Source organism: Humibacillus xanthopallidus, assembly GCF_006716675.1.
Classification (GTDB): domain Bacteria; phylum Actinomycetota; class Actinomycetes; order Actinomycetales; family Dermatophilaceae; genus Humibacillus; species Humibacillus xanthopallidus_B.
In genome coordinates, this window is the sequence record NZ_VFPM01000004.1 from 369967 (window position 1) to 387277 (window position 17311).

General features: G+C 69.0%; 19 protein-coding genes and 1 pseudogene. 7 read left to right on the forward strand and 13 right to left on the reverse strand.

What is annotated here, in order from left to right; genetic code table 11:
* Nucleotides 1–43: 43 nt before the first annotated feature.
* On the reverse strand, nucleotides 44–352 hold the full coding sequence (locus tag FBY41_RS21170; protein WP_260439958.1) for a LysR substrate-binding domain-containing protein: 309 nt from the start codon (nucleotides 350–352) through the stop codon (nucleotides 44–46).
* Here FBY41_RS21170 and FBY41_RS21175 point away from each other — a divergent pair.
* Nucleotides 345–905 carry a LysE family translocator gene (locus FBY41_RS21175; protein WP_141846897.1) on the forward strand — a complete coding sequence of 187 codons (561 nt, stop codon included), beginning with the start codon at nucleotides 345–347 and terminating at the stop codon, nucleotides 903–905. The genes FBY41_RS21170 and FBY41_RS21175 overlap by 8 nt on opposite strands.
* A 271-nt stretch (nucleotides 906–1176) precedes the next feature.
* Here the strand turns inward: FBY41_RS21175 and FBY41_RS21180 are convergent, their stop codons facing one another.
* From FBY41_RS21180 to FBY41_RS21195, 4 genes and pseudogenes are all read right to left on the reverse strand, one after another.
* Nucleotides 1177–1716: a DinB family protein gene (locus tag FBY41_RS21180; RefSeq protein ID WP_141846898.1), complete on the reverse strand. Its 540-nt coding sequence runs from the start codon at nucleotides 1714–1716 to the stop codon at nucleotides 1177–1179.
* Between the two features lie 189 nt (nucleotides 1717–1905).
* A complete protein-coding gene (locus FBY41_RS21185) occupies nucleotides 1906–2250 on the reverse strand; it encodes a TMEM175 family protein (protein ID WP_260439959.1) in 345 nt (114 codons plus the stop codon).
* Nucleotides 2249–2365 (reverse strand): annotated as a pseudogene (locus FBY41_RS24300) (TMEM175 family protein); the annotation flags it as partial. The gene FBY41_RS21185 and the pseudogene FBY41_RS24300, both read right to left, overlap by 2 nt.
* 42 nt (nucleotides 2366–2407) lie before the next feature.
* A complete protein-coding gene (locus FBY41_RS21195; RefSeq protein ID WP_260439960.1) occupies nucleotides 2408–2719 on the reverse strand; it encodes a carboxymuconolactone decarboxylase in 312 nt (103 codons plus the stop codon).
* Between the two features lie 442 nt (nucleotides 2720–3161).
* On the opposite strand from FBY41_RS21195, the gene FBY41_RS24305 reads away from it, so the two are divergent.
* From FBY41_RS24305 to FBY41_RS21210, 4 genes are all read left to right on the forward strand, one after another.
* Complete coding sequence (locus FBY41_RS24305) at nucleotides 3162–3368, forward strand: VOC family protein (protein ID WP_375869896.1); 207 nt, start codon at nucleotides 3162–3164, stop codon at nucleotides 3366–3368.
* Nucleotides 3369–3512: 144 nt separating this feature from the next.
* Nucleotides 3513–4295 carry a DUF3626 domain-containing protein gene (locus FBY41_RS21200; RefSeq protein ID WP_141846904.1) on the forward strand — a complete coding sequence of 261 codons (783 nt, stop codon included), beginning with the start codon at nucleotides 3513–3515 and terminating at the stop codon, nucleotides 4293–4295.
* A gap of 375 nt (nucleotides 4296–4670) precedes the next feature.
* Nucleotides 4671–6266, forward strand: coding sequence for an acyltransferase family protein (locus tag FBY41_RS21205; RefSeq protein WP_141846906.1), 1596 nt, complete (start codon nucleotides 4671–4673; stop codon nucleotides 6264–6266).
* A gap of 510 nt (nucleotides 6267–6776) precedes the next feature.
* Complete coding sequence (locus FBY41_RS21210) at nucleotides 6777–7247, forward strand: nuclear transport factor 2 family protein (protein WP_185749194.1); 471 nt, start codon at nucleotides 6777–6779, stop codon at nucleotides 7245–7247.
* 82 nt (nucleotides 7248–7329) lie between these two features.
* Here FBY41_RS21210 and FBY41_RS21215 read toward each other — a convergent pair whose 3' ends face one another.
* On the reverse strand, nucleotides 7330–7638 hold the full coding sequence (locus FBY41_RS21215; RefSeq protein ID WP_141846910.1) for an alpha/beta hydrolase: 309 nt from the start codon (nucleotides 7636–7638) through the stop codon (nucleotides 7330–7332).
* Nucleotides 7639–8196: 558 nt separating this feature from the next.
* Here FBY41_RS21215 and FBY41_RS21220 point away from each other — a divergent pair.
* Entirely contained in the window at nucleotides 8197–8832 is a 636-nt protein-coding gene (locus FBY41_RS21220; protein WP_221629381.1) for a dihydrofolate reductase family protein, read from the forward strand.
* A 163-nt stretch (nucleotides 8833–8995) separates the two neighbouring features.
* Here the strand turns inward: FBY41_RS21220 and FBY41_RS21225 are convergent, their stop codons facing one another.
* Nucleotides 8996–9628, reverse strand: a complete 633-nt coding sequence (locus FBY41_RS21225) for a carbon-nitrogen hydrolase family protein (RefSeq protein WP_260439966.1) — start codon at nucleotides 9626–9628, stop codon at nucleotides 8996–8998.
* Between the two features lie 169 nt (nucleotides 9629–9797).
* Between FBY41_RS21225 and FBY41_RS21230 the strand changes: the two genes are divergently transcribed.
* Nucleotides 9798–10544 carry a phosphotransferase enzyme family protein gene (locus tag FBY41_RS21230; protein WP_141846915.1) on the forward strand — a complete coding sequence of 249 codons (747 nt, stop codon included), beginning with the start codon at nucleotides 9798–9800 and terminating at the stop codon, nucleotides 10542–10544.
* 74 nt (nucleotides 10545–10618) lie between these two features.
* Here FBY41_RS21230 and FBY41_RS21235 read toward each other — a convergent pair.
* The 6 genes from FBY41_RS21235 to FBY41_RS21260 form a co-directional block, all read right to left on the reverse strand.
* Nucleotides 10619–11784 (reverse strand): IS3 family transposase gene (locus FBY41_RS21235; RefSeq protein WP_141841416.1). Its coding sequence is split into 2 segments (ribosomal slippage): nucleotides 10619–11497 and nucleotides 11500–11784, totalling 1164 coding nucleotides; the frame shifts between segments, so codons are not numbered across the junction.
* Nucleotides 11785–12029: 245 nt separating this feature from the next.
* On the reverse strand, nucleotides 12030–12602 hold the full coding sequence (locus tag FBY41_RS21240) for a dihydrofolate reductase family protein (RefSeq protein ID WP_141846917.1): 573 nt from the start codon (nucleotides 12600–12602) through the stop codon (nucleotides 12030–12032).
* A gap of 171 nt (nucleotides 12603–12773) precedes the next feature.
* Nucleotides 12774–13115, reverse strand: a complete 342-nt coding sequence (locus FBY41_RS21245; protein WP_141846919.1) for a metallopeptidase family protein — start codon at nucleotides 13113–13115, stop codon at nucleotides 12774–12776.
* A 138-nt stretch (nucleotides 13116–13253) separates the two neighbouring features.
* On the reverse strand, nucleotides 13254–15440 hold the full coding sequence (locus tag FBY41_RS21250; RefSeq protein ID WP_141846921.1) for a DEAD/DEAH box helicase: 2187 nt from the start codon (nucleotides 15438–15440) through the stop codon (nucleotides 13254–13256).
* Nucleotides 15441–15745: 305 nt separating this feature from the next.
* Complete coding sequence (locus FBY41_RS21255; protein WP_141846923.1) at nucleotides 15746–16504, reverse strand: VIT1/CCC1 transporter family protein; 759 nt, start codon at nucleotides 16502–16504, stop codon at nucleotides 15746–15748.
* 52 nt (nucleotides 16505–16556) lie between these two features.
* The gene (locus tag FBY41_RS21260) at nucleotides 16557–17306 is read right to left on the reverse strand and encodes a hypothetical protein (protein ID WP_141846925.1); all 750 of its coding nucleotides are present in this window, start codon (nucleotides 17304–17306) and stop codon (nucleotides 16557–16559) included.
* Nucleotides 17307–17311: the final 5 nt, after the last annotated feature.

The following is a 17311-nucleotide window of genomic DNA, read 5'->3' on the forward strand; positions in this document are numbered from 1 at the left end:
AGTTGGGAACCCGAGCGCCGTCTCCGTGAAGGCGGGAGCCTCTTCAGGCCAGGTCTGCCGCCGCTGACCGCAGCAGACGCTCGAAGGTGAGTGTCAGGTCGGTGACACCGGTGTCAGACCGCAGCGCGTGCACTGTCCGGCGCGCGCGTCGGTGCACCACCGGCCGGAAGCTGAGGTGCAGGTCGCGTCGGCGCGCCATCCGCGACACCAGGGCAACGCCGTACCCCGTGGCGACCAGCGCCTGCGCGACGTCATAGGACTCGGTCTCGAAGCGGATCCGCGGTTCGAACCCTGCCTCCGAGACCAGACGGTCGAACTGTGCCCGGGCCGCGGAGCCGCCGCGGATGACCACCCAGGCCTCGCCGGCCAGGGAGGTCAGGGCGAGCGCGCGCGCCGCAGTCCCCACGATCTTCGGCACGGCGACCGGCCTCGTCGTCTGGTCGATCGGCGCCGGAGTAGGCCTCTCTGCGGCCCTCCTCGCCGTCCCGGCTGCGCATCGGGCACTGCTCGTCGGAGGGGGCCTCACCCTGGCTGTCATCGGCGCGCGCACCCTCCGCACCACGCGCCGAGGGGTGGGCGAAGTCGTGGAGCTAAAAGCCGAAGGTCCGAACCGTAGCCGTCTCTCCGCCTACGTGACCGGGCTCGCGACCAACCTGGGCAATCCGAAGGCCGGCGTCTTCGCCATCTCACTGCTGCCAGCCTTCGCCGGCACGCGCGACCTGCTCCCCACCATCGGCCTCGGCATCGTCTGGGCCGCAGTGACCGCCACGTGGTACCTGCTCTTCGTCCTGCTCGTCGCCCGCGGACGTGCTTTCGTCACGACCCCCCGGGCCCAGAAGGCGATTGGATACGTCAGTGGCGTCGTCCTCGTTGTCGTGGGCGGCAGTGTGGCCTTCGGGTTGTGACCGGTGACACCGACCGCCCCTCATCGGACGGCTGGACCTCCCTTCGGCGCGTGTTCGCCGGACTGCACGTGATGCGAGATGCGGGCGCTCGACAGGCGTCGGATCGAAGCGCACGGGTCCGTGCTTCAGTGGGCACTGACTCGCTGGCCGAGGGGGAATTCACGCACCTCCTCGCCGACGGGATTGCGGAAGCTGAGGACGGCCAGCGACGGCTGCCCACCCGCGACTCCGCCTGCGCGGGCGAACCCATGTGCACTTGAGGGCCCGGGCCTCATGAGGACGTCAGCGTGAGCTGACTCCGGTGGTAGTCGTAGTGCTCGGTGGCATACGCGTAGACATCGGCGAGGGTCATCGAGTCGCGGAAGAACGGATCCCAGCCGACGGGGAAGTGCATCCGTCGATCGAGTGCATCGTCGTCCTCGGCGTCCAGCCGGCGGTGGAGTTGGGCGATCGTGCGGTCCAGCTGTGCAGTCAGTCGTGGACCACGAAAGACGAGGGCACCGCCCACCGAGCCCAGGTAGTTGATGTGGTGGAACGGCCGGGTGGCAGCGTTGAGCGCGTGGGCGAACGTGCGGCTGGCCCGGTCAGGCAGGCGACCGAAAATCCGGACCAGCGGCAGAAGTCGGCGCACGATGAGGAAGCCGAACGTCATGTGCCACAGCATCTGGCCGTTGGTCCACTTGGTCCCCTGGGTCCGGCGTCGGAGCTCGGCGGGCGTTGCGTGCGATACCAGGTCTTGCAGGTCGGCGCGCGCTCTCTCCAGCTCGTCGTGGATGCGCTGTCGATCGACCGACTGACCCTCGGTGGTCATGCACCAGTCTCGCGCGTTGCGTTGATGGTGGGAACAGGGGAAACGCCCCCACGTCGCGCGCCCTCGGCATGCGGGCGAGACGCACGCTCCGACCGGCGGCGAAGAGTCGCACCATGTTGCGCGTGGGTGCCGACGGCCTGCAGCCGCCTGGTGAGGTGCGTGATCTACCGGATCTGGCTCCTCTTCGTGTCAAGACGCCGACGGGAACGCGGTTCTAGGCTGGTTGGTGACGGGTTCGGGAAGTGGCTTGTCCGAAGAGCCGGTGGTGAGTTGGACCAGCCGCATGATGCTCGCAACGACCATGATGACCCCGTACAGCTGGAGGGCGATGGGGTCCGACGGGTAGTGGCCGAGCACGGAGGCTCCGAACGGGATCGGTCCCATCGTGAACAGGAAGAGCAGGTTCAACCAGACCACGTCGCGGTTCACCCACTGCACCTGCATGAACAGGTCTCGATGGGCCACCCAGTACATCCTTGTGATCAGGAAGCTGATCGCAGGCCACCCCGGTGGGGCGCAGTTCCTCGAGCACACGACCGAGGGACTCGTGCGGCAGGTTCTCGGGGACCTGGATCTCGAGCACCAGAAGGGTGAGCACGATGGCGAACACGCCGTCGGTGAGCGTGTTGACCCGCTCGGGGCTGCTCAGGCGCCGCGGGCCTTTCGGCCCGCGGCGCCGACGACCTCGGCGTCAGGTGGTGACGTTCTCCTCGGCGAGCGCGTCTTCGAGCGCGAGAGCGATCCCGAGGGCCTCGGCGATCGTGGCGGCCGCATCGACGACCTTCGGGGTGCCGATGATGGGCGCCACGGCGATCAGGACGCTGCGGGCGTCCTCGAGGGTCAGGTCGGTGGTGTCTGCCGCTGCTGCGATGTTCAGCAGGTACGACGAGGGCGGGGCACCCACCGCGGCAAGGGCGGCGAACCGCACCATCAACAGCTCCCGGGCGCCGAGCTCTGCGCGCGTGACGGAAGCGGTGGTCATGTCGAGGATGGCGTCCAGCAAGGGGCGCTGCGGAGTCGTTGCTACATCGGTCATGGGGTTTCAACCTGTCTGCTTGCGTACGAGAAGCGGAGTGGTGAAGGTGTTGCCTCACCGAGCTGCCCGGCGTGTGGCTTTCACACCAGGCAACCTTGCGCCGACTCCGACGTCCTGTGACAGAGGCTTAGGTCCCTAGTTGAGTCCATAGCGTTGGTGTACAACGATGCTGGTGAGCGTGTCCTGCTGACGTAGGTGCGGTCACCGCTGTGATCCTTCGAGTGATCTCTCACAACCGACTCGAAGAAGGACACTGCGATGACCGCGAACACCAGTGCTACTCCTCACCGTCGTGTGGGCGAGGTTGGGCGTCGTTGAGGGCGGGGAACATTCGGGTTAAACGGGTTTGACGAGGGGGGCAGGGGGACGCGGGACGCGCACGCGGTGTGGCCCCTAGGTTCGTGGTGCGCTGCAACGACTCGACTCGACCCATGGACCAGTGAGGGCGCACCCTGACTTCGCCGTCGCCACGCGTGCGGTGGAGACCACGCGGCAGGCGGCGCTGGGCGCTCACGTGGTCAATGTGATGGACCGGTGGACGGTGATGCAGGCACCCGACGGATGCGTCTACTGCCTCACCGACCATGATCCCTCGACCGGTCGGGTACGTCGCTGAACACGGCTGCCCCGCAACAGACCCGAGTGCGGGACGCCGGGTTCGCGCGACTCAACCGCGGCTCCGCCACCGACCAACGGGCCTGCACCGTCCGGCAGCGAATCTCAGTCGTTCGATGACGGTGTGGGTGGCTATCCTTCCGTGATGCCTGCCAGGATCGTGCTCCACTTCCATCCGGGGTGGCCCTTCGGCCAGGGCACAGTCCTCGAGGCCATCGCGGCCTCCGGGGTGTATCGCAGCCAGTGGGAGACCGGCACGTCCAACGGTGGCCTGACCGCCTTCCCAGGTGGTGACCGATGGCGCTGGGAGAGCCGACTCTTCAAGGGACGATATGACGACGCGGACGTCGTGGGCCGGCCCGTGTACGGCGCCTGGAACCGCCGCGATGACCCCTACGGTGCTTCGCCACGGTTCGGTTCGGCCTACCTGCGGTTGCGCCCCGAGGTGGTCGAGCGTGCCACCTTCTGCTGGCCTGACAGCTTCTACGACCCGCAAGCCGTCGGAGGCCCGAACCGACTCGAGGAGCTATGCGCACTCGCGGACGCCGGTGTCCTCGACCCGTCGTTACTGCCCGTAGCCGCCGCCGACGTACCGCTGGATGACCCCCTCAACGACTACGTCGAAGCACACGTCCACGGCGGCCTGCTGATCGGTCGTGACGTGGAGGCACTCGTCCTCGACCCCAGCGATCGCGAGGCACACGCTGGGGTGCTCGCCCATCTCGGCTGCCCCGTCGAGGAACATGCCGGCTACCGGGTGACGGCGCAGTCGATCGACCCCGCATACCGAGGATCTGTGCCGGTGGAGCTGGCTCGGGCCCTCGGCGGCACGATCACTCCCGCTCGCCTGGCCGCAGCATCCCGCACGGCCGACCCCCAAGCCGTCAAATGGCTATGGCACTGCATGGCCCGGTTCGGCCGACAGTAGGCGCAGCCAACACGACCAGAAAAGCATCCGCAGGGCGCCGCGAGGGGCACCTTCGCGCTGTTACTGAAACGTCCTCAACTGCCGCGGACGGGATGTCCGATCTTGCCGCGGACAGGACGTCCGATCTTGCCGCGATGAGGTAGCGGCCTGCAACGCCGAGAACGGCCTACGTCGGCTCGTGAGCGTTGACCTCCGGGTCTAGAGCTACCTCGACGTGCTTCCGGAGGCTCACCCGACCGGCTCGACGCTGGCGCAGGGCCGCGGCGCCGGCCCGAGGCTGCGGTCGATTTCGTGGCGGAAGGACGCGTCCGCGTCTTAGCGTCGTAGTACGGGTCGCGCACTCACGGCGCGCCGACCGCACGATGAGGAGCCTCCTTGTCCGTCACGCCCGGCAGGCCGTCCGGCGGCGATGACTCGGTCACCGCCGCCGCGACTCAGCACGGGCGCCGAGGCCGGGCTCTCGATGACGCGGCAGCGGGCGCGACGGGGTCCCACCCTCGCGACCGGTTCCTCGACCTGCTGCGTGGGGGCAGCATCGTCGCGGTCGTCGTCGGCCACTGGCTGGTCGACGACCTCTACTGGAGCGGCGGCGGAGTCCGGCACCGCAGCGCGCTAGGCGAGGCGCCGGGCCTGTGGCCGCTGACCTGGGTCTTTCAGGTCATCCCGCTCTTCTTCTTCGTCGGGGGCTATGCGAACCGTCGGAGCTGGCTCGGCGTCACCGAGCGCGGCGAGGGGTACGCCGCCTTCGTCGACCGCCGGATGCACCGGCTGCTCGCGCCGACGGCTGTGCTGCTGCTCGCCGTCGTCGCAGGCAACGCCGTCCAGGCGCTCGTCGAGGCGTACGTGACGGCGCCCGGTCTCGGCGCGGGCGGGGCGATCCTGCTGCAGCCGCTGTGGTTCCTCGGCATCTACGTCATGGTCGCCGCCCTCACGCCGGTCACGCTGCGCTGGCACGAGCGCTGGGGCTGGCGCGTAATCATCGTGGCACTCACCCTCGTCGCGGCGGTCGACGTCGTGCGGCTGGCGACCGGCCTGACCTGGGTGGCCTACGCGAACGTGCTCGTGGTCTGGGGGCTCGTCCACCAGCTCGGCTACCTGTACGCCGACAAGGCTCTCGGCACCCGACCGGCGATACTGCTCGCCGTGCTCGGCGGCGGCGCGCTGGTGCTGCTCACCGCCGGTCCGTACCCGGCCCGCATGGTGGGCGTCCCCGGCGACGAGCTCGTCAACATGAACCCACCCACGGCCGCCCTCACGGCGCTCGCGGTGGCCCAGGTCGGCGTCGCTGTCCTGGCCCGCCATGGCCTGAACCGGTGGTTGCGGCGACCCAGGGTGTGGACGGTCGTGGTTGCGCTGAACCTGTCGATCATGTCGATCTACCTGTGGCACCAGCCGGTCATGGCCGTGGTGGCCCGGTTGCTGGCGCCCAGCGGCCTGCCCCATCCCGACCCGCCCGGTCTGTCGTGGTGGGGGATCCGGGTCGTCTGGTTCGCGGCCGCTGGTCTGCTGCTCGCCGCCGTGGTGCTGCTTGTGGGCCGGTTCGAGCGCGGTGCGCCACCGGTTCCGGCGCCGCGAAGGCGCCCGGCGACGATCGCCGCCGTCACATCGGTCGTCCTGGCCGAGCTCGGGCTGCTCGGCGTGGCGGGCACCGACGCGGGCAGCCCTTTCGCCGTGAGTCGGGTGCTGGGGGAGATCGACGTGGCACCGGTCGTCGCGATGGTGTGCGTCGGCGTGGCGATGCTGCTCCTGTGGGGCGCCCGTCGTGGCGACCGTGCAGCGAGAGGGTCCCTCCTCGCCGGTGCGGCGGCGTTCCTCCCCGTCGGGTGCGCTTACGCCGTGGGCGTCGGTGGGCTGACGCCATCGACGCGGCTGCTCGGCCTGGTTGGCGTTCTGTCGCTCGGGCTCTTCGCCGCGGCCGTGGCGGCGACCGGGAGCGCGGACACCGACCGGGGCCGACGGGCGGAGAGGTAATCCGGTCGTAGAGGCCCCAGGGCTTCACTTCGAGGGTCGCGACGCTCAGCACTCTGGTGCTCGTCGTGGCAGGCACACTGTGGCACTTCGTGTACGACTGGTCGGGTCCGGCCCGTGGCGCTGCATCTCGATACACGAGCTTCATTGGGCCGGTCCTTCCACTCCCCGCAGCGCACCGACGTCCGATCTTGCCGCTCTACGCGCGCGACCCTGCCGATGTGCGGGCACGGAGCGCGGACCAGGAGCCTCTCGCGCGAGTAGGCATCGGAGGGACCTTTCCGCCGTGAAGAACACATCGTTCGGTGCGCCGTCGAGGTCCGCACGGCCGGCCACAGACTGCCGTGCCCGGGGCTCGTGCAGGGACGCCGCCGTGGCTGCGCAACCCACACCCAAGGGCAAGAGTCGCGGGTCCACCACGTCGCGGAACTCGGTGGAGGACCTTCGACCCTGTCGTGAGGATGCCTTGCCATGCCAGCGTCGAACTGTGGTCATCGTGCGTTAGGGGCACCTATGTTCGCTGAGTATGTCGTCCGCCGCCGCATGCGGAGGTTCCTCGATTCATTCGAACACAAGGACTTCGACCAGCTTTCTCAAGCGTGGGCGCAGGACGTCATCGTTGAGTTCCCTGAGGGTCTTCCCATGGCTGGCGCGTGGCACGGCAAGGAGGAGGTCCGCAGGCTGTTCGAGTCGGTCTTCGCGTACAACAGGCGCTTCGCCTTCACCGTGCACCACATCGCCGTCTCAGGCGCCTGGTCCCCGATGGGGCGCAGCACGGTGCTGACGGAATGGCAGGCTGAAGAGGAACGTATGGATGGTCACATGCTCAAGGTCCGAGTTGTTAGCGTGGCGGAGTCGCGCCGCTGGCGTGTTGTGAGAACCCGCGACTACTTCTCCGACGTCCCCGCAATGGCCGCGCACTACGAACACATCGAACTGCCGAGTCGAACCTCCCGTTCCTTGCGCGATGGAGGCTCCCTGTAGAGGCGATCTTCTTGCCCGACAGGAGTGATCCAGGCGCTCGATCTGCCGCGTGGAGGACGCGTAGCGTCCGATTCTCAGTGGCTTATTCGGGGCGAGTCTTCGAGACCATGATTCGCTGCATCCACCGGCTCGCGATCTGCTCGTCGAGGTCGCTGATCACGTGTCCGGTGGGGAGTACCTCGTGTTCCACGGCTGCTCCCGCCCGGCGAAGGGTCTCGGCGAGTACGTGGCCGTCGCCAGGTGCCCTGCGGTCATCGTGAGCACCATCGAGGAGCAGGACCGGGAGCCCGTTCAGTGGCTGCTCAGGATCGGCCGTGAACGGCGACAGGGCTCGGAGCAGGATCGCGCCGGAGAACGCCTCTGGCTGGGTCTGGAGGATGGCTGCCGCCATGATGGCGCCGTTGGAGAACCCGACGAGGATCGGGGGTCGGAGCTGCCCGTGCTCGGAGAGGGTGGTTCTGATGAGCTCGCAGAGCGGGGAGACTCGGGCTGCGAGGTCGTGCTCGTCAATGCCTCGGTCATCGAAACGGTGGAAGAACGCGAAGCCACCAGATGTCGCAACAGCCCCGCGAATGCGATCATGGCCGCGGAGGGCGTGAGCCGTTCGGCGAGTGGGAGCAGATCTGTCTCGCGCCCGTCGGCACCATGGAGGAGCACGAGAAGAGCAGCGGAAGCGCCCGTTCCCTTGGCCGGGACAAAGACGTACTCGTGCATGACACACAAGTTCTCACACACGGCCAAGATGAGGCCCCGAAAGCCTTCCTGAACTGCCGCGGACGGGACGTCCGAATCTCCAGGGATGTCTGCCGCAGATAGCATGCGGTCTGCCGAGCTGCGTTGCCAGCCGTACCGTCGCACGGCAGCATCCGGGCATTGAGGTGATGAGTTCCGTCGCCTCGGGAGGTCCTATCACCACACGAACGCGTCGAGAGGAGTAGAAGTGCCCCAAATGGTGAGAGTCCACAACTTCAACGTGTCGAGTGACGGCTACGCCTCCGGCGAAGGACAGAGCCTGGAGCACCCGTTCGGCCACGCCGACCCGGCCGCGCTCTTCTCGTGGACGGGCGCGACGGCGAGCTGGCCAACGCGCACCGACCCCGGCGGCAGCCGGGGCCTCGACGACTATCTGGTGCGCGACTTCCACCGCAACATCGGCGCGGAAATCATGGGCCGCAACAAGTTCGGCCCCCACCGTGGTCCGTGGAACGACCACGACTGGCGGGGCTGGTGGGGTGACGAGCCACCGTTCCACACCCCGGTCTTCGTCATGACCCATCACGAGCGTCCGTCGTTCACGATCTCCGACACCACGTTCAACTTCGTCAGCGGCGCGGCCAAGGACGTGCTGCAGCTCGCGCTCGAGGCAGCCGACGGCAAGGACGTCCGTCTGGGAGGCGGCGCGAACACCATCCGGCAGTTCCTCGACGCCGATCTCATCGACACTCTGCACGTGGCCGTTGCCCCTGTGGAGCTTGGTGCCGGATCCCGGCTGTGGGACTCTCCCGATGAACTCCTCGACCGGTACCACCGTGACGTCGTACCCAGCGGGAACGGCGTCGTCCACCACCTCTTCTGGCGAAAGTGAAGTCGTTGAGACGGCCACAACTCGCAGGCAGAGCACGGTCCCGTGCGACCGTATCTGTCGCAGATGGCGTCGGCTGCATCCGCACATGCCGCGGACGGGACGTCCGATCTCGCCGCCGACTGGGCGGCCCGATCACCGCGCTTTCACGGACAGGCTCAGGCCGTCAGAACTCGGTGCGCACTCGGCTGCGCTCGTCGGTGACCCGGCGCTCCTCGTAGATGTCGCCGACCCGCGCCCTCGCCCGCCAGGGGCGGGCAGACTCGAGCGCACCGCAAAGTGCCGGATCTGCTCGGTCCAACGTCCCGACCACCAACCCGGACTCGCCACCGACGTCGGCCAGCACCTCGCCGTGTGGTCCGATAAGTCCGGAGTGGAACAGGTACGTGGTCTGCGCCGGCACCGACAGGCTCACCCAGTAGTTGTGGATCGCGGCGTACGCGCGAGCCTTGGTCGCGAAGACCGAGTCGACCGGGTAGGCGGACAGCAGGAGACAGTCGACGCCGAGCCGGTCGTACTCGGCAAACACCTCGGAAAAGTTGATCTCGATGCAGATCGCCAGACCGAAGCGGAACCCGTCGACGTCGAAGACCACCGGCTCGAAGCCAGGCGTGTAGAACTGCGTGACCTCGGTGTGCGAGCACTTGCGCTTGTCGCATCGGTCGACGAGCCGCGCACTTGCTGCCGAAGCGACCCTGAGCATGCGACGCATCTCGCCACCGTTGACGCGGGGATCCGACGACGCGGTGGGCTGGCAGGTGGCGATAGCGAAGCTCACCCGCGAATGCTGGCAGGTCATGGCCACATGGGGCGGCCGACTCGCAGAGATGCGAGGGCGCACAGCGCGCGAGGACTTCCTCATTTGCCGCGGACGGGACGTCCGATCCTGCCGCGGACAAAGAGGCCTGCCGCTACGCCCGTCCGGAATCTCGTTGAGCCGTTCATGTCCCTCCGCCAAGATGTGACCGGTGGGATGGGAGCTGCTCGAGCAGTGGGGTGACGACGTCGTTCGCGGCGAAGCGCTGACTGGCGGAGCTGGTGTCAACGAGGTGTACCGCGTGCGCGTCGCGGGGCACCGTGCGGTTGGGCGACTCGGCCGGCGCAGCGACGCTGATCTCGCATGGGAGACCGCCCTGTTGCGGCACCTGGACCGGGAGGGTATGGCGGTGCCGGTGCCCATCCCGACCGTCGATGGTCGGCTCGTCGCTGACGGTCTAGTGATCATGACCTACGTAGAGGGTGAGCCACCGGAAACCGAAGCGGACTGGGGCCGCGTCGCCGACGCACTGCGCCAGCTGCATCGGCTCACGTATGGCTGGCCTCAACGCCCAGGCTGGCGGTCATCGACCGACTTGCTGCGCGCCGAGATCGGGACGAAGGTCGACCTCGGGGCGATGCCGGCGGAGGCTGTCGCCAGATGCCGAGCGGCATGGGAACGACTCTCCGGTCGGACGGCATGCGTCGTTCACGGCGACCCCAACCCGCGTAATGTCCGGTTGACTGCGGATCGCGTCGCCTTGATCGACTGGGATGAGTCGCACGTCGACGTTCCCGACCTCGACCTGGCGCTGCCGCACAACGCTGCCGGCCTCGATGACGACGCGTACGACGTCGCTGCACAGGCGCGAGCCGCATGGGAAGCTGCCGTGTGCTGGGATCCCAGCGGGACCGACCGATTCGCGGTCGAGCGGCTCGCCGAAGTCCGAGCGATCTGAGCGATCCGAGCGATCTGAGCAGCAGCGAATCGACCGGGGCCCGGGACTGCTGCACGGATAGGTGACAGGTGGGGTCAGGCTGCCTGAGTGGCAGGTTTGGTCATGATGGTCTCGAACTCGATGGGGGTCAATCGTCCGAGGGCGTCCTGACGGCGTCGGCGGTGGTAGGTCCGTTCGATCCAGGTGACGATCGCGATCCGTAGCTGTTGGCGGCTGTCCCAGGCTCGACGGTTCAGGACGTTCTTCTGCAGCAGGGCGAAGAAGGACTCCATGGCGGCGTTGTCACCGGCCGCGCCGACCTTGCCCATCGAGCCGACCATGCCGTGCCGGTGCAGGGCACGGACGAATCTCCGTGACCTGAACTGCGATCCGCGGTCGGTGTGCAGGATGCAGCCGGCGACCTGCCCGCGTCGGGCGACCGCGTTTGCCAGGGCGTCGACGGCCAGCCGGGAGGTCATCCGGTCGCTGATCGAGTAGCCGACGATCCGGTTGGAGTAGACGTCCTTGATCGCGCAGAGGTAGAGCTTGCCCTCACCGGTCCAGTGCTCGGTGATGTCGCTGAGCCACAGCCGGTTCCGGTCCGGGGCGGTGAAGACGCGCTGGACGAGGTCGTCGTGCACCGGTGGCCCGGGCTTCTTGCCGTTCTTGCCGCGCTTCTTGCCGAACGCCGACCACCAGCCGTTGGCCGAGCAGACCCGCCACATGGTCCGGTCGCAGGCCTGCTGGCCGGCGTCGCGTGCCTCGTCGGCCAGGTACCGGTAGCCGAACTCGGGGTCGTCCCGGTGGGCGTCGAACAGGACGTTGGCCAGGTGCGCCTCGGCTCTGTCGCTCGCGGTGACTGGTGCCGCCAGCCAGCGGTAGTACGGCTGGCGGGCGAGTTTCAGGACCCGGCACGTCACCGCGACGGGGATCCCGTCGGCGGCCAGCTCGCGGACGAGCGGGTACATCATTTTCCCGGCAGGTTCGCCTGCGACAGGTACGCCGCGGCTCGGCGCAGGACCTCGTTCTCCTGCTCGAGCAGACGGATCCGTTTCTTGGCCTCGCGCAGCTCGGCACTCTCAGCCGCTGTGGCTCCTGGCTTGATGCCGTCCTCGACGTCGGCCTCGCGCATCCAGTTACGCAGGCAGGACTCGGCGATGCCGAAGTCGGCCGCGATCTGCTTGAGCGACTGGCCCGGCTCGCGGCCGCGAGCGACGTTCACGACGTCGTCACGGAACTCTTTGGGGTAGGGCTTGGGCACGGTGAACATCCTTCCAGCGGCGCCCTTCAGCGCCACAGATCAGGTGTCACCTATCCGTGCAGCAGTCCCCCCTTCGGGGGGTCACACTGTCGTGTCACATCTGATCGGGTTCCCCTGTAGTCGTGTGTCTGTTCGTGTCCGACTACGCCAATGCCGAGAGGCGCGAGCGCTGTCGTCGGACCGCGCACTGACGCTGGGTGAGCGACAGCGCTTCACCAGTGCACGAGCACACCGAGCTCGAACGCTCAGCGGAGAACGTCGAGGACCTGCTTCTGAATGCCGTTGCTGTAGACCTCGTGCTCGATGACGCGCACTCGTTGGGCGGCGATGTCCGCGTCGCTGAACAGTGACTTGCCCGCGCCGAGCAGCACCGGGAACACCAGCAGGTGGTAGCGATCGATGAGGCCAGCCTCCTGCAGCCCCCGGTTGAGGGTGGCGCTCCCGTGCACGAGCAGCGGGTCCCCGTCGGTCTCCTTGAGCCTGGCGACCTCGTCGACCGAGCGCATAACAGTCGTCTCGCCCCAGTCATCGACGAGGTCGTCCTCCTCGAGGGTCGTGGAGACGACGTACTTGGGCAGGGTCTTGTAGCGGGCGAACTCCGCCATGCCGGGCCACACAGGCGCGAACAGCTGGTAGCTCCTTCGCCCGAGCAGCAGGGCGCCCGCCTCTTCCTGTTCGCGGCCCTTGAGTTCGTAGGCCTCCGGCAGGAAGTCGACGGTCTTGAAGGTCCACTGAGTGTCGTGCAGCCCCGGGTCGCCGCCGGTGGGGTCGAGCTTCCCGTCGAGCGAGACGAATGAGGTGGAGATCAGGGTGCGCATTGACGTTCTCCTTCACAGGTGGTGGTGGCGCTTCCGTCACCACGTCGAATGGTGGTTGGCGGATTCGACGTCCCGCCTGGATGTTTCTGCGTCAGGAGGTGGCGCCGACAGAACCATGGCTCCGCAGGTTCGGCCCCAACTCCACAGCTTGTCCTGACGCCACCGGTGCCGTCACCAGCCGAGCTCGCGCAGCCGTGCGTCACCGATCCCGAAGTGATGACCCACCTCGTGGATGACCGTGCGCCGAACCTGCTCCACCACGTCGGATTCGCTGACGCACAGCGCGCAGATGGCGAGACGGTAGATCGTGATCCGGTCCGGCAGGACGCCTGCATAGAACGACGACCGACGGGTCAAGGGCACTCCTTGGTAGAGGCCCAGGAGTCCCGGCGGCCCGGAGACGTGCTGCACCGTGACAGCCACGTTGGTCATGAGCTCGCCCAGCTCTGCGGGGATGCCGTCGAGCGCCTCGCTCACCATCATCTCGAAACGCTCTGGATCGACGTCGACCATGAGGCAAGTGTCCAACCCGACGTCCACCGCCGCGTCGGCGCGGGTCATCGCCCGCTTCGCCGCAACCCGTTCGTCCCGAATAGGAACCCGCACCGCCGGCCAGAGGCGCGGGCCCCAGATGCCACGTGAGGGAGCCCGTCAGTCGGGCGTGTTCTCCAAGGCCTGCCGGAGCAGCTGGACGAGCGCCTCGAGCTGGAGGGTGTCGCCCGCCGCGATGTCGACGTCGCTGCCGTCGAGGGCACGCGCGGCGAGCCCCTGCTTGGCGTCGATGAGCTCGGCGATCTTGGAGTCGATCGTGCTCGCCGCGAGGATGCGCCACGCGGTGACCGGCTCGTCCTGACCGATGCGGTGCACGCGGTCGATGGCCTGGCCCTGCTCCGCCGCCGTCCACGACAGCTCAGCGAGCACGACGTTGGAGGCGGCGTGCAGGTTGAGCCCGACACCGGCTGCCGTCAGCGAGCACACCGCCACCGCGACCTCGGGGTCGCCCTGGAAGGCGTCGATGGCGTGCTGGCGCTGGGTGCTCGTCTGCTCGCCACGCACCGACACCGTGCGCAGGCCGGCCTCGGCGAGCACCCGCTCGGCGGTGTCCATGACGTCGATGTGCTTGGCGAAGAAGACGACCTTGCCGACCGAGTGGGACAGCTGCGCCGCGTAGTCGGCCGCGAGGGTCGCCTTGGCCTGACCGATCTTGCGCACGAGCGTGAAGACGTTCTCGGTGTTCTTCTGACCCGTGGCCGCCTTGAGCTCGGCGGCGGCGACCCGGCGCATGAGCGCCTCGTCGGGCTCGAACGCGAGCTCGGGACCCGCGACAGTGACGCCGCGCTCCTCACTCAGCAGGGCGGCATACCGCTTGGCGAGGCGCTCGCCGACGGCCCGCTCCGCCTTGCGGATGGACTGGCCGAGGGCGTCGTCGAGCTCGACGGTGATGTCGGCGATGCGCTTCTCGGGGAGGTCGCTCGCGACGTCGACCTTGCGGCGGCGCACGATGCCCATGTCGATGACGGCACGGCGGGCCTCGGGGTAGAAGCCGCGGTCGGCGGGCGAGTAGCCCGTCTCGTCGAGGCGACGGACGATCTCGTCGACGGGCTTGCCGCCCTTGATCCAGCCGAGGAAGCGCCAGATGGCGTCGAAGTCCTTGACGTCGTTGATGAGCGGGGTGCCCGTGAGGGCGAGGAGCAGGGGGTTGCCGCCCGGCGTCGTCGCGCGCAGCCGGTCGGCGAGGGCGAGCACCTGCTGCGACCGCTGGGACGTGAGGTTCTTGATGAAGTGGGCCTCGTCGACCACCATCGAGCGGAAGCCGAAGGACGAGAGCCACGCGAAGTGACGGTCGAGGATCTCGTAGTTGACGACGAAGACGTCGGCGAAGGCGTCGACGTCCTTGCCGTCACCGTGGATGACGCTCACCTTGCGCTGCGGCGTCCACCGCTCGACCTCGCGCGCCCAGTTGATCTTCACGACGTTGGGCACGACGGCGAGCATCGGGTAGGCGTTCGCGACGGAGGCCGCGAGCACCGACTGCGCCGTCTTGCCGAGGCCGGGCTCGTCGGCGAGCAGGAAGGTGCGGTGACCCTCCTGCACGCTCTGGAGGAAGCGTGACTGGTGCACCATGAGGTGCTGGCCGAGGGGTGAGAAGCGGTCGATGAGCGGCTTCGGGGGCAGCTCCATCGAGGCTGCGTCGCCACCCGCGCCGAGCTCGAAGGCACGGTAGAGCGGACCGAGCAGCTCCCACCCGGCCAGGCGGCTGGGCAGGTACTCGTGGGCCGGCCGTGGCGTGAGGTCGGGCACGAGGAAGGGGTTGGCGAGCGCGCGCGCCGGCACGGACTGCGGCATCACCTGCTTCGCCGCGAGCTGCGGGGGCACGAGCGGCTCGGGCGGCGGGGGAGCCATGACAGCGAGATCCTCCTCGGCGAGCTCCGCGCCCGACTCGAGGAGCCAGTCGCGCCGCAGCTGCTGGGCTGCCGCCCCGGGGCGGGCGTCGACGTCGAGCAGGGGCAGGAGGCTCGTGTCGCGCGCGGCGATCTGCGCGAGGATCGTCGCGATGCCGTCGAGGCGCTTGAGCAGCTCGGCGCGAGTGGTGCCGGACAGCGCGGAGTCCTCCTTGACCCGGGCCCGCTCGGCGCGCATGAGCAGGGCGATGACCTGGAACTTCGTCCGGTTGGTCGGGCTCGCCTTGCCCTTGGAGCTGATCCGCGCCTCGATCTCGCGCACGCGTCGCGCGAGCACGGGGATGAGCGGCGCCGGGTCGTCGCGGCGGGTCTGGACGCGGCGCGTCCCGGTGTCGCTCGAGCCGTCGGTGGGCCGACGGCGCACTCGCGCTGGCATGTTCCTCCTGGTCAGGCAGGTGACGCCCGTCCGACCAGCAGACGGTGGTCGTGCGTGGGCGGTCATCACCAGATATGCAGCACGCCGGTCAACCCTGGACGTGCCGTTGTCCCGTTCCCGTGTGGAGGCCGAGGTCTTGACCTGCGCGTCCGGTTGGTGGAGCGCTCGCCCGTTCGGGCGGAGGCGGCTCCTGCGGCTCGTGGCGCCAGCTGGCACCGGGACCCCTCGACTCTACATGCCGAGGCCGTATGCCGGGTGCGTCCGACCACGATCTCCGTGGGCCGCCGCGCTGGCGAGGCCCTCGGTCAGCCGAGGCTGACCCCGGCGACCACGCCGATGAGGTAGGTGACGCCCATGGCGAGCAGCCCACCGGCGACGTTGCGCACGATGGCGCGCTGCACGGGGCTGTGCCCCATCCGTGCGCTGACGTAGCCGGTGAGCACGAGGGCCGCGGCGACGCTGCCGACGGTCACCCAGACGCGCAGCGACTCGGGCGAGAAGGTGATCGTCAGCAACGGCAGCAGGGCCCCGACGATGAACGCGAGCATCGAGGCGCCAGCGGCGTGCCAGGGGTTCGTGAGATCGGAGGGGTCGATGCCGAGCTCCGCCTCGGCATGCGCCTTGAGCGCATCGTGCGCGGTGAGCTCGGTGGCGACCTGCTCGGCGACCGCGCGGCTCATGCCCTTGGCCTCGTAGAGCTGCGTCAGCTCCTCGAGCTCGCCGTCGGGGTCCTCGTGGAGCTCGCGGGTCTCGAGCGTGATGAGGGCCTTCTCGGAGTCGCGCTGGGTGCTGACGGAGACGTACTCGCCGGCGGCCATCGACATGGCGCCCGCCGACAGGGCGGCGATGCCCGACAGGATGATCGCCGTGCGGTCGTTCGTCGCTCCGGCGAATCCGACGACGACCCCGGCCGTCGAGACGATGCCGTCGTTGGCGCCGAGCACTCCCGCGCGCAGCCAGTTGAGGCGCGAGCCGACGTTGGCGTCGTGCGGCTCCTCGGGGCCGGTGCCGGTCTGGTCGGTGGCGACCAGCTCATCGGCCCCGGCGGATTCGTCTGCCGTCATGCCCCGATCGTGACACCGCCCTCAGCGCCTGTCACCACAGGGCAGCCTCACCTCACGTCGTCCGGGCCGTGCCGTCCTGGGGCGTCGTGCCCTCCTGGCTGGGGGCGCCGTCGCGCGGCGAGCCCGGGAGGCCTTCGGAGCCGCCTGACCCGAGCTGCCCCTGGTCCTCGAGCAGCTGCAGCAGCTGGTCGGGGCTCAGCCCGAGCAGCTGGTTGGGGTCGAGACCACCCAGTCCGCGGGTGGTGTCGCGGTCCCCGTCAGCGTCCCCGTCGGAGTCGGCGTCGGGCCGCCCGGGCAGCTGGTTGCCGCCCTGCTGGCCCGGCAGGTTGGGCAGCACCTGCTGACCCTGGCCCTGCTGGCCCTGCTGGCCCTGACCCCCCGGGAAGGGGAAGATGCGGCCCTGACCGGGCCCACCGAAGCGTCCGGTCTCCGCGGTGCTGCCGGAGGGCATGGCGGCCGCGGCGGCGATGGCGCCCGCGGAGGTCAGCACGAGGACCAGCCCCGCGGTCACGGCGGTCTTCTTGGCCGACCAGCGCGGAGAGCGCTGGGCAGCGGCGCCCGGGGCGGCCTGGGCCACGGCGGGCGTGGACCCGGCGGCGGCACTCGGCGCGGCGGCATACGCGTAGGGCTCTGCGGGCGGCACGACGGGGGTGCGCGCGGTGGGCGCTGACGGGAGCACCTGCGTCTCGTCGGGGCCGGCAGCCACCGGTGGGTGCGCGGGTGCACCGGCCGAGTTCGGGTCGAACTGCGGCAGCCTCGGCTCCGGACGCTCCGGCTGCGTGGGGGTGGAGTCGTTGCTCATGACGC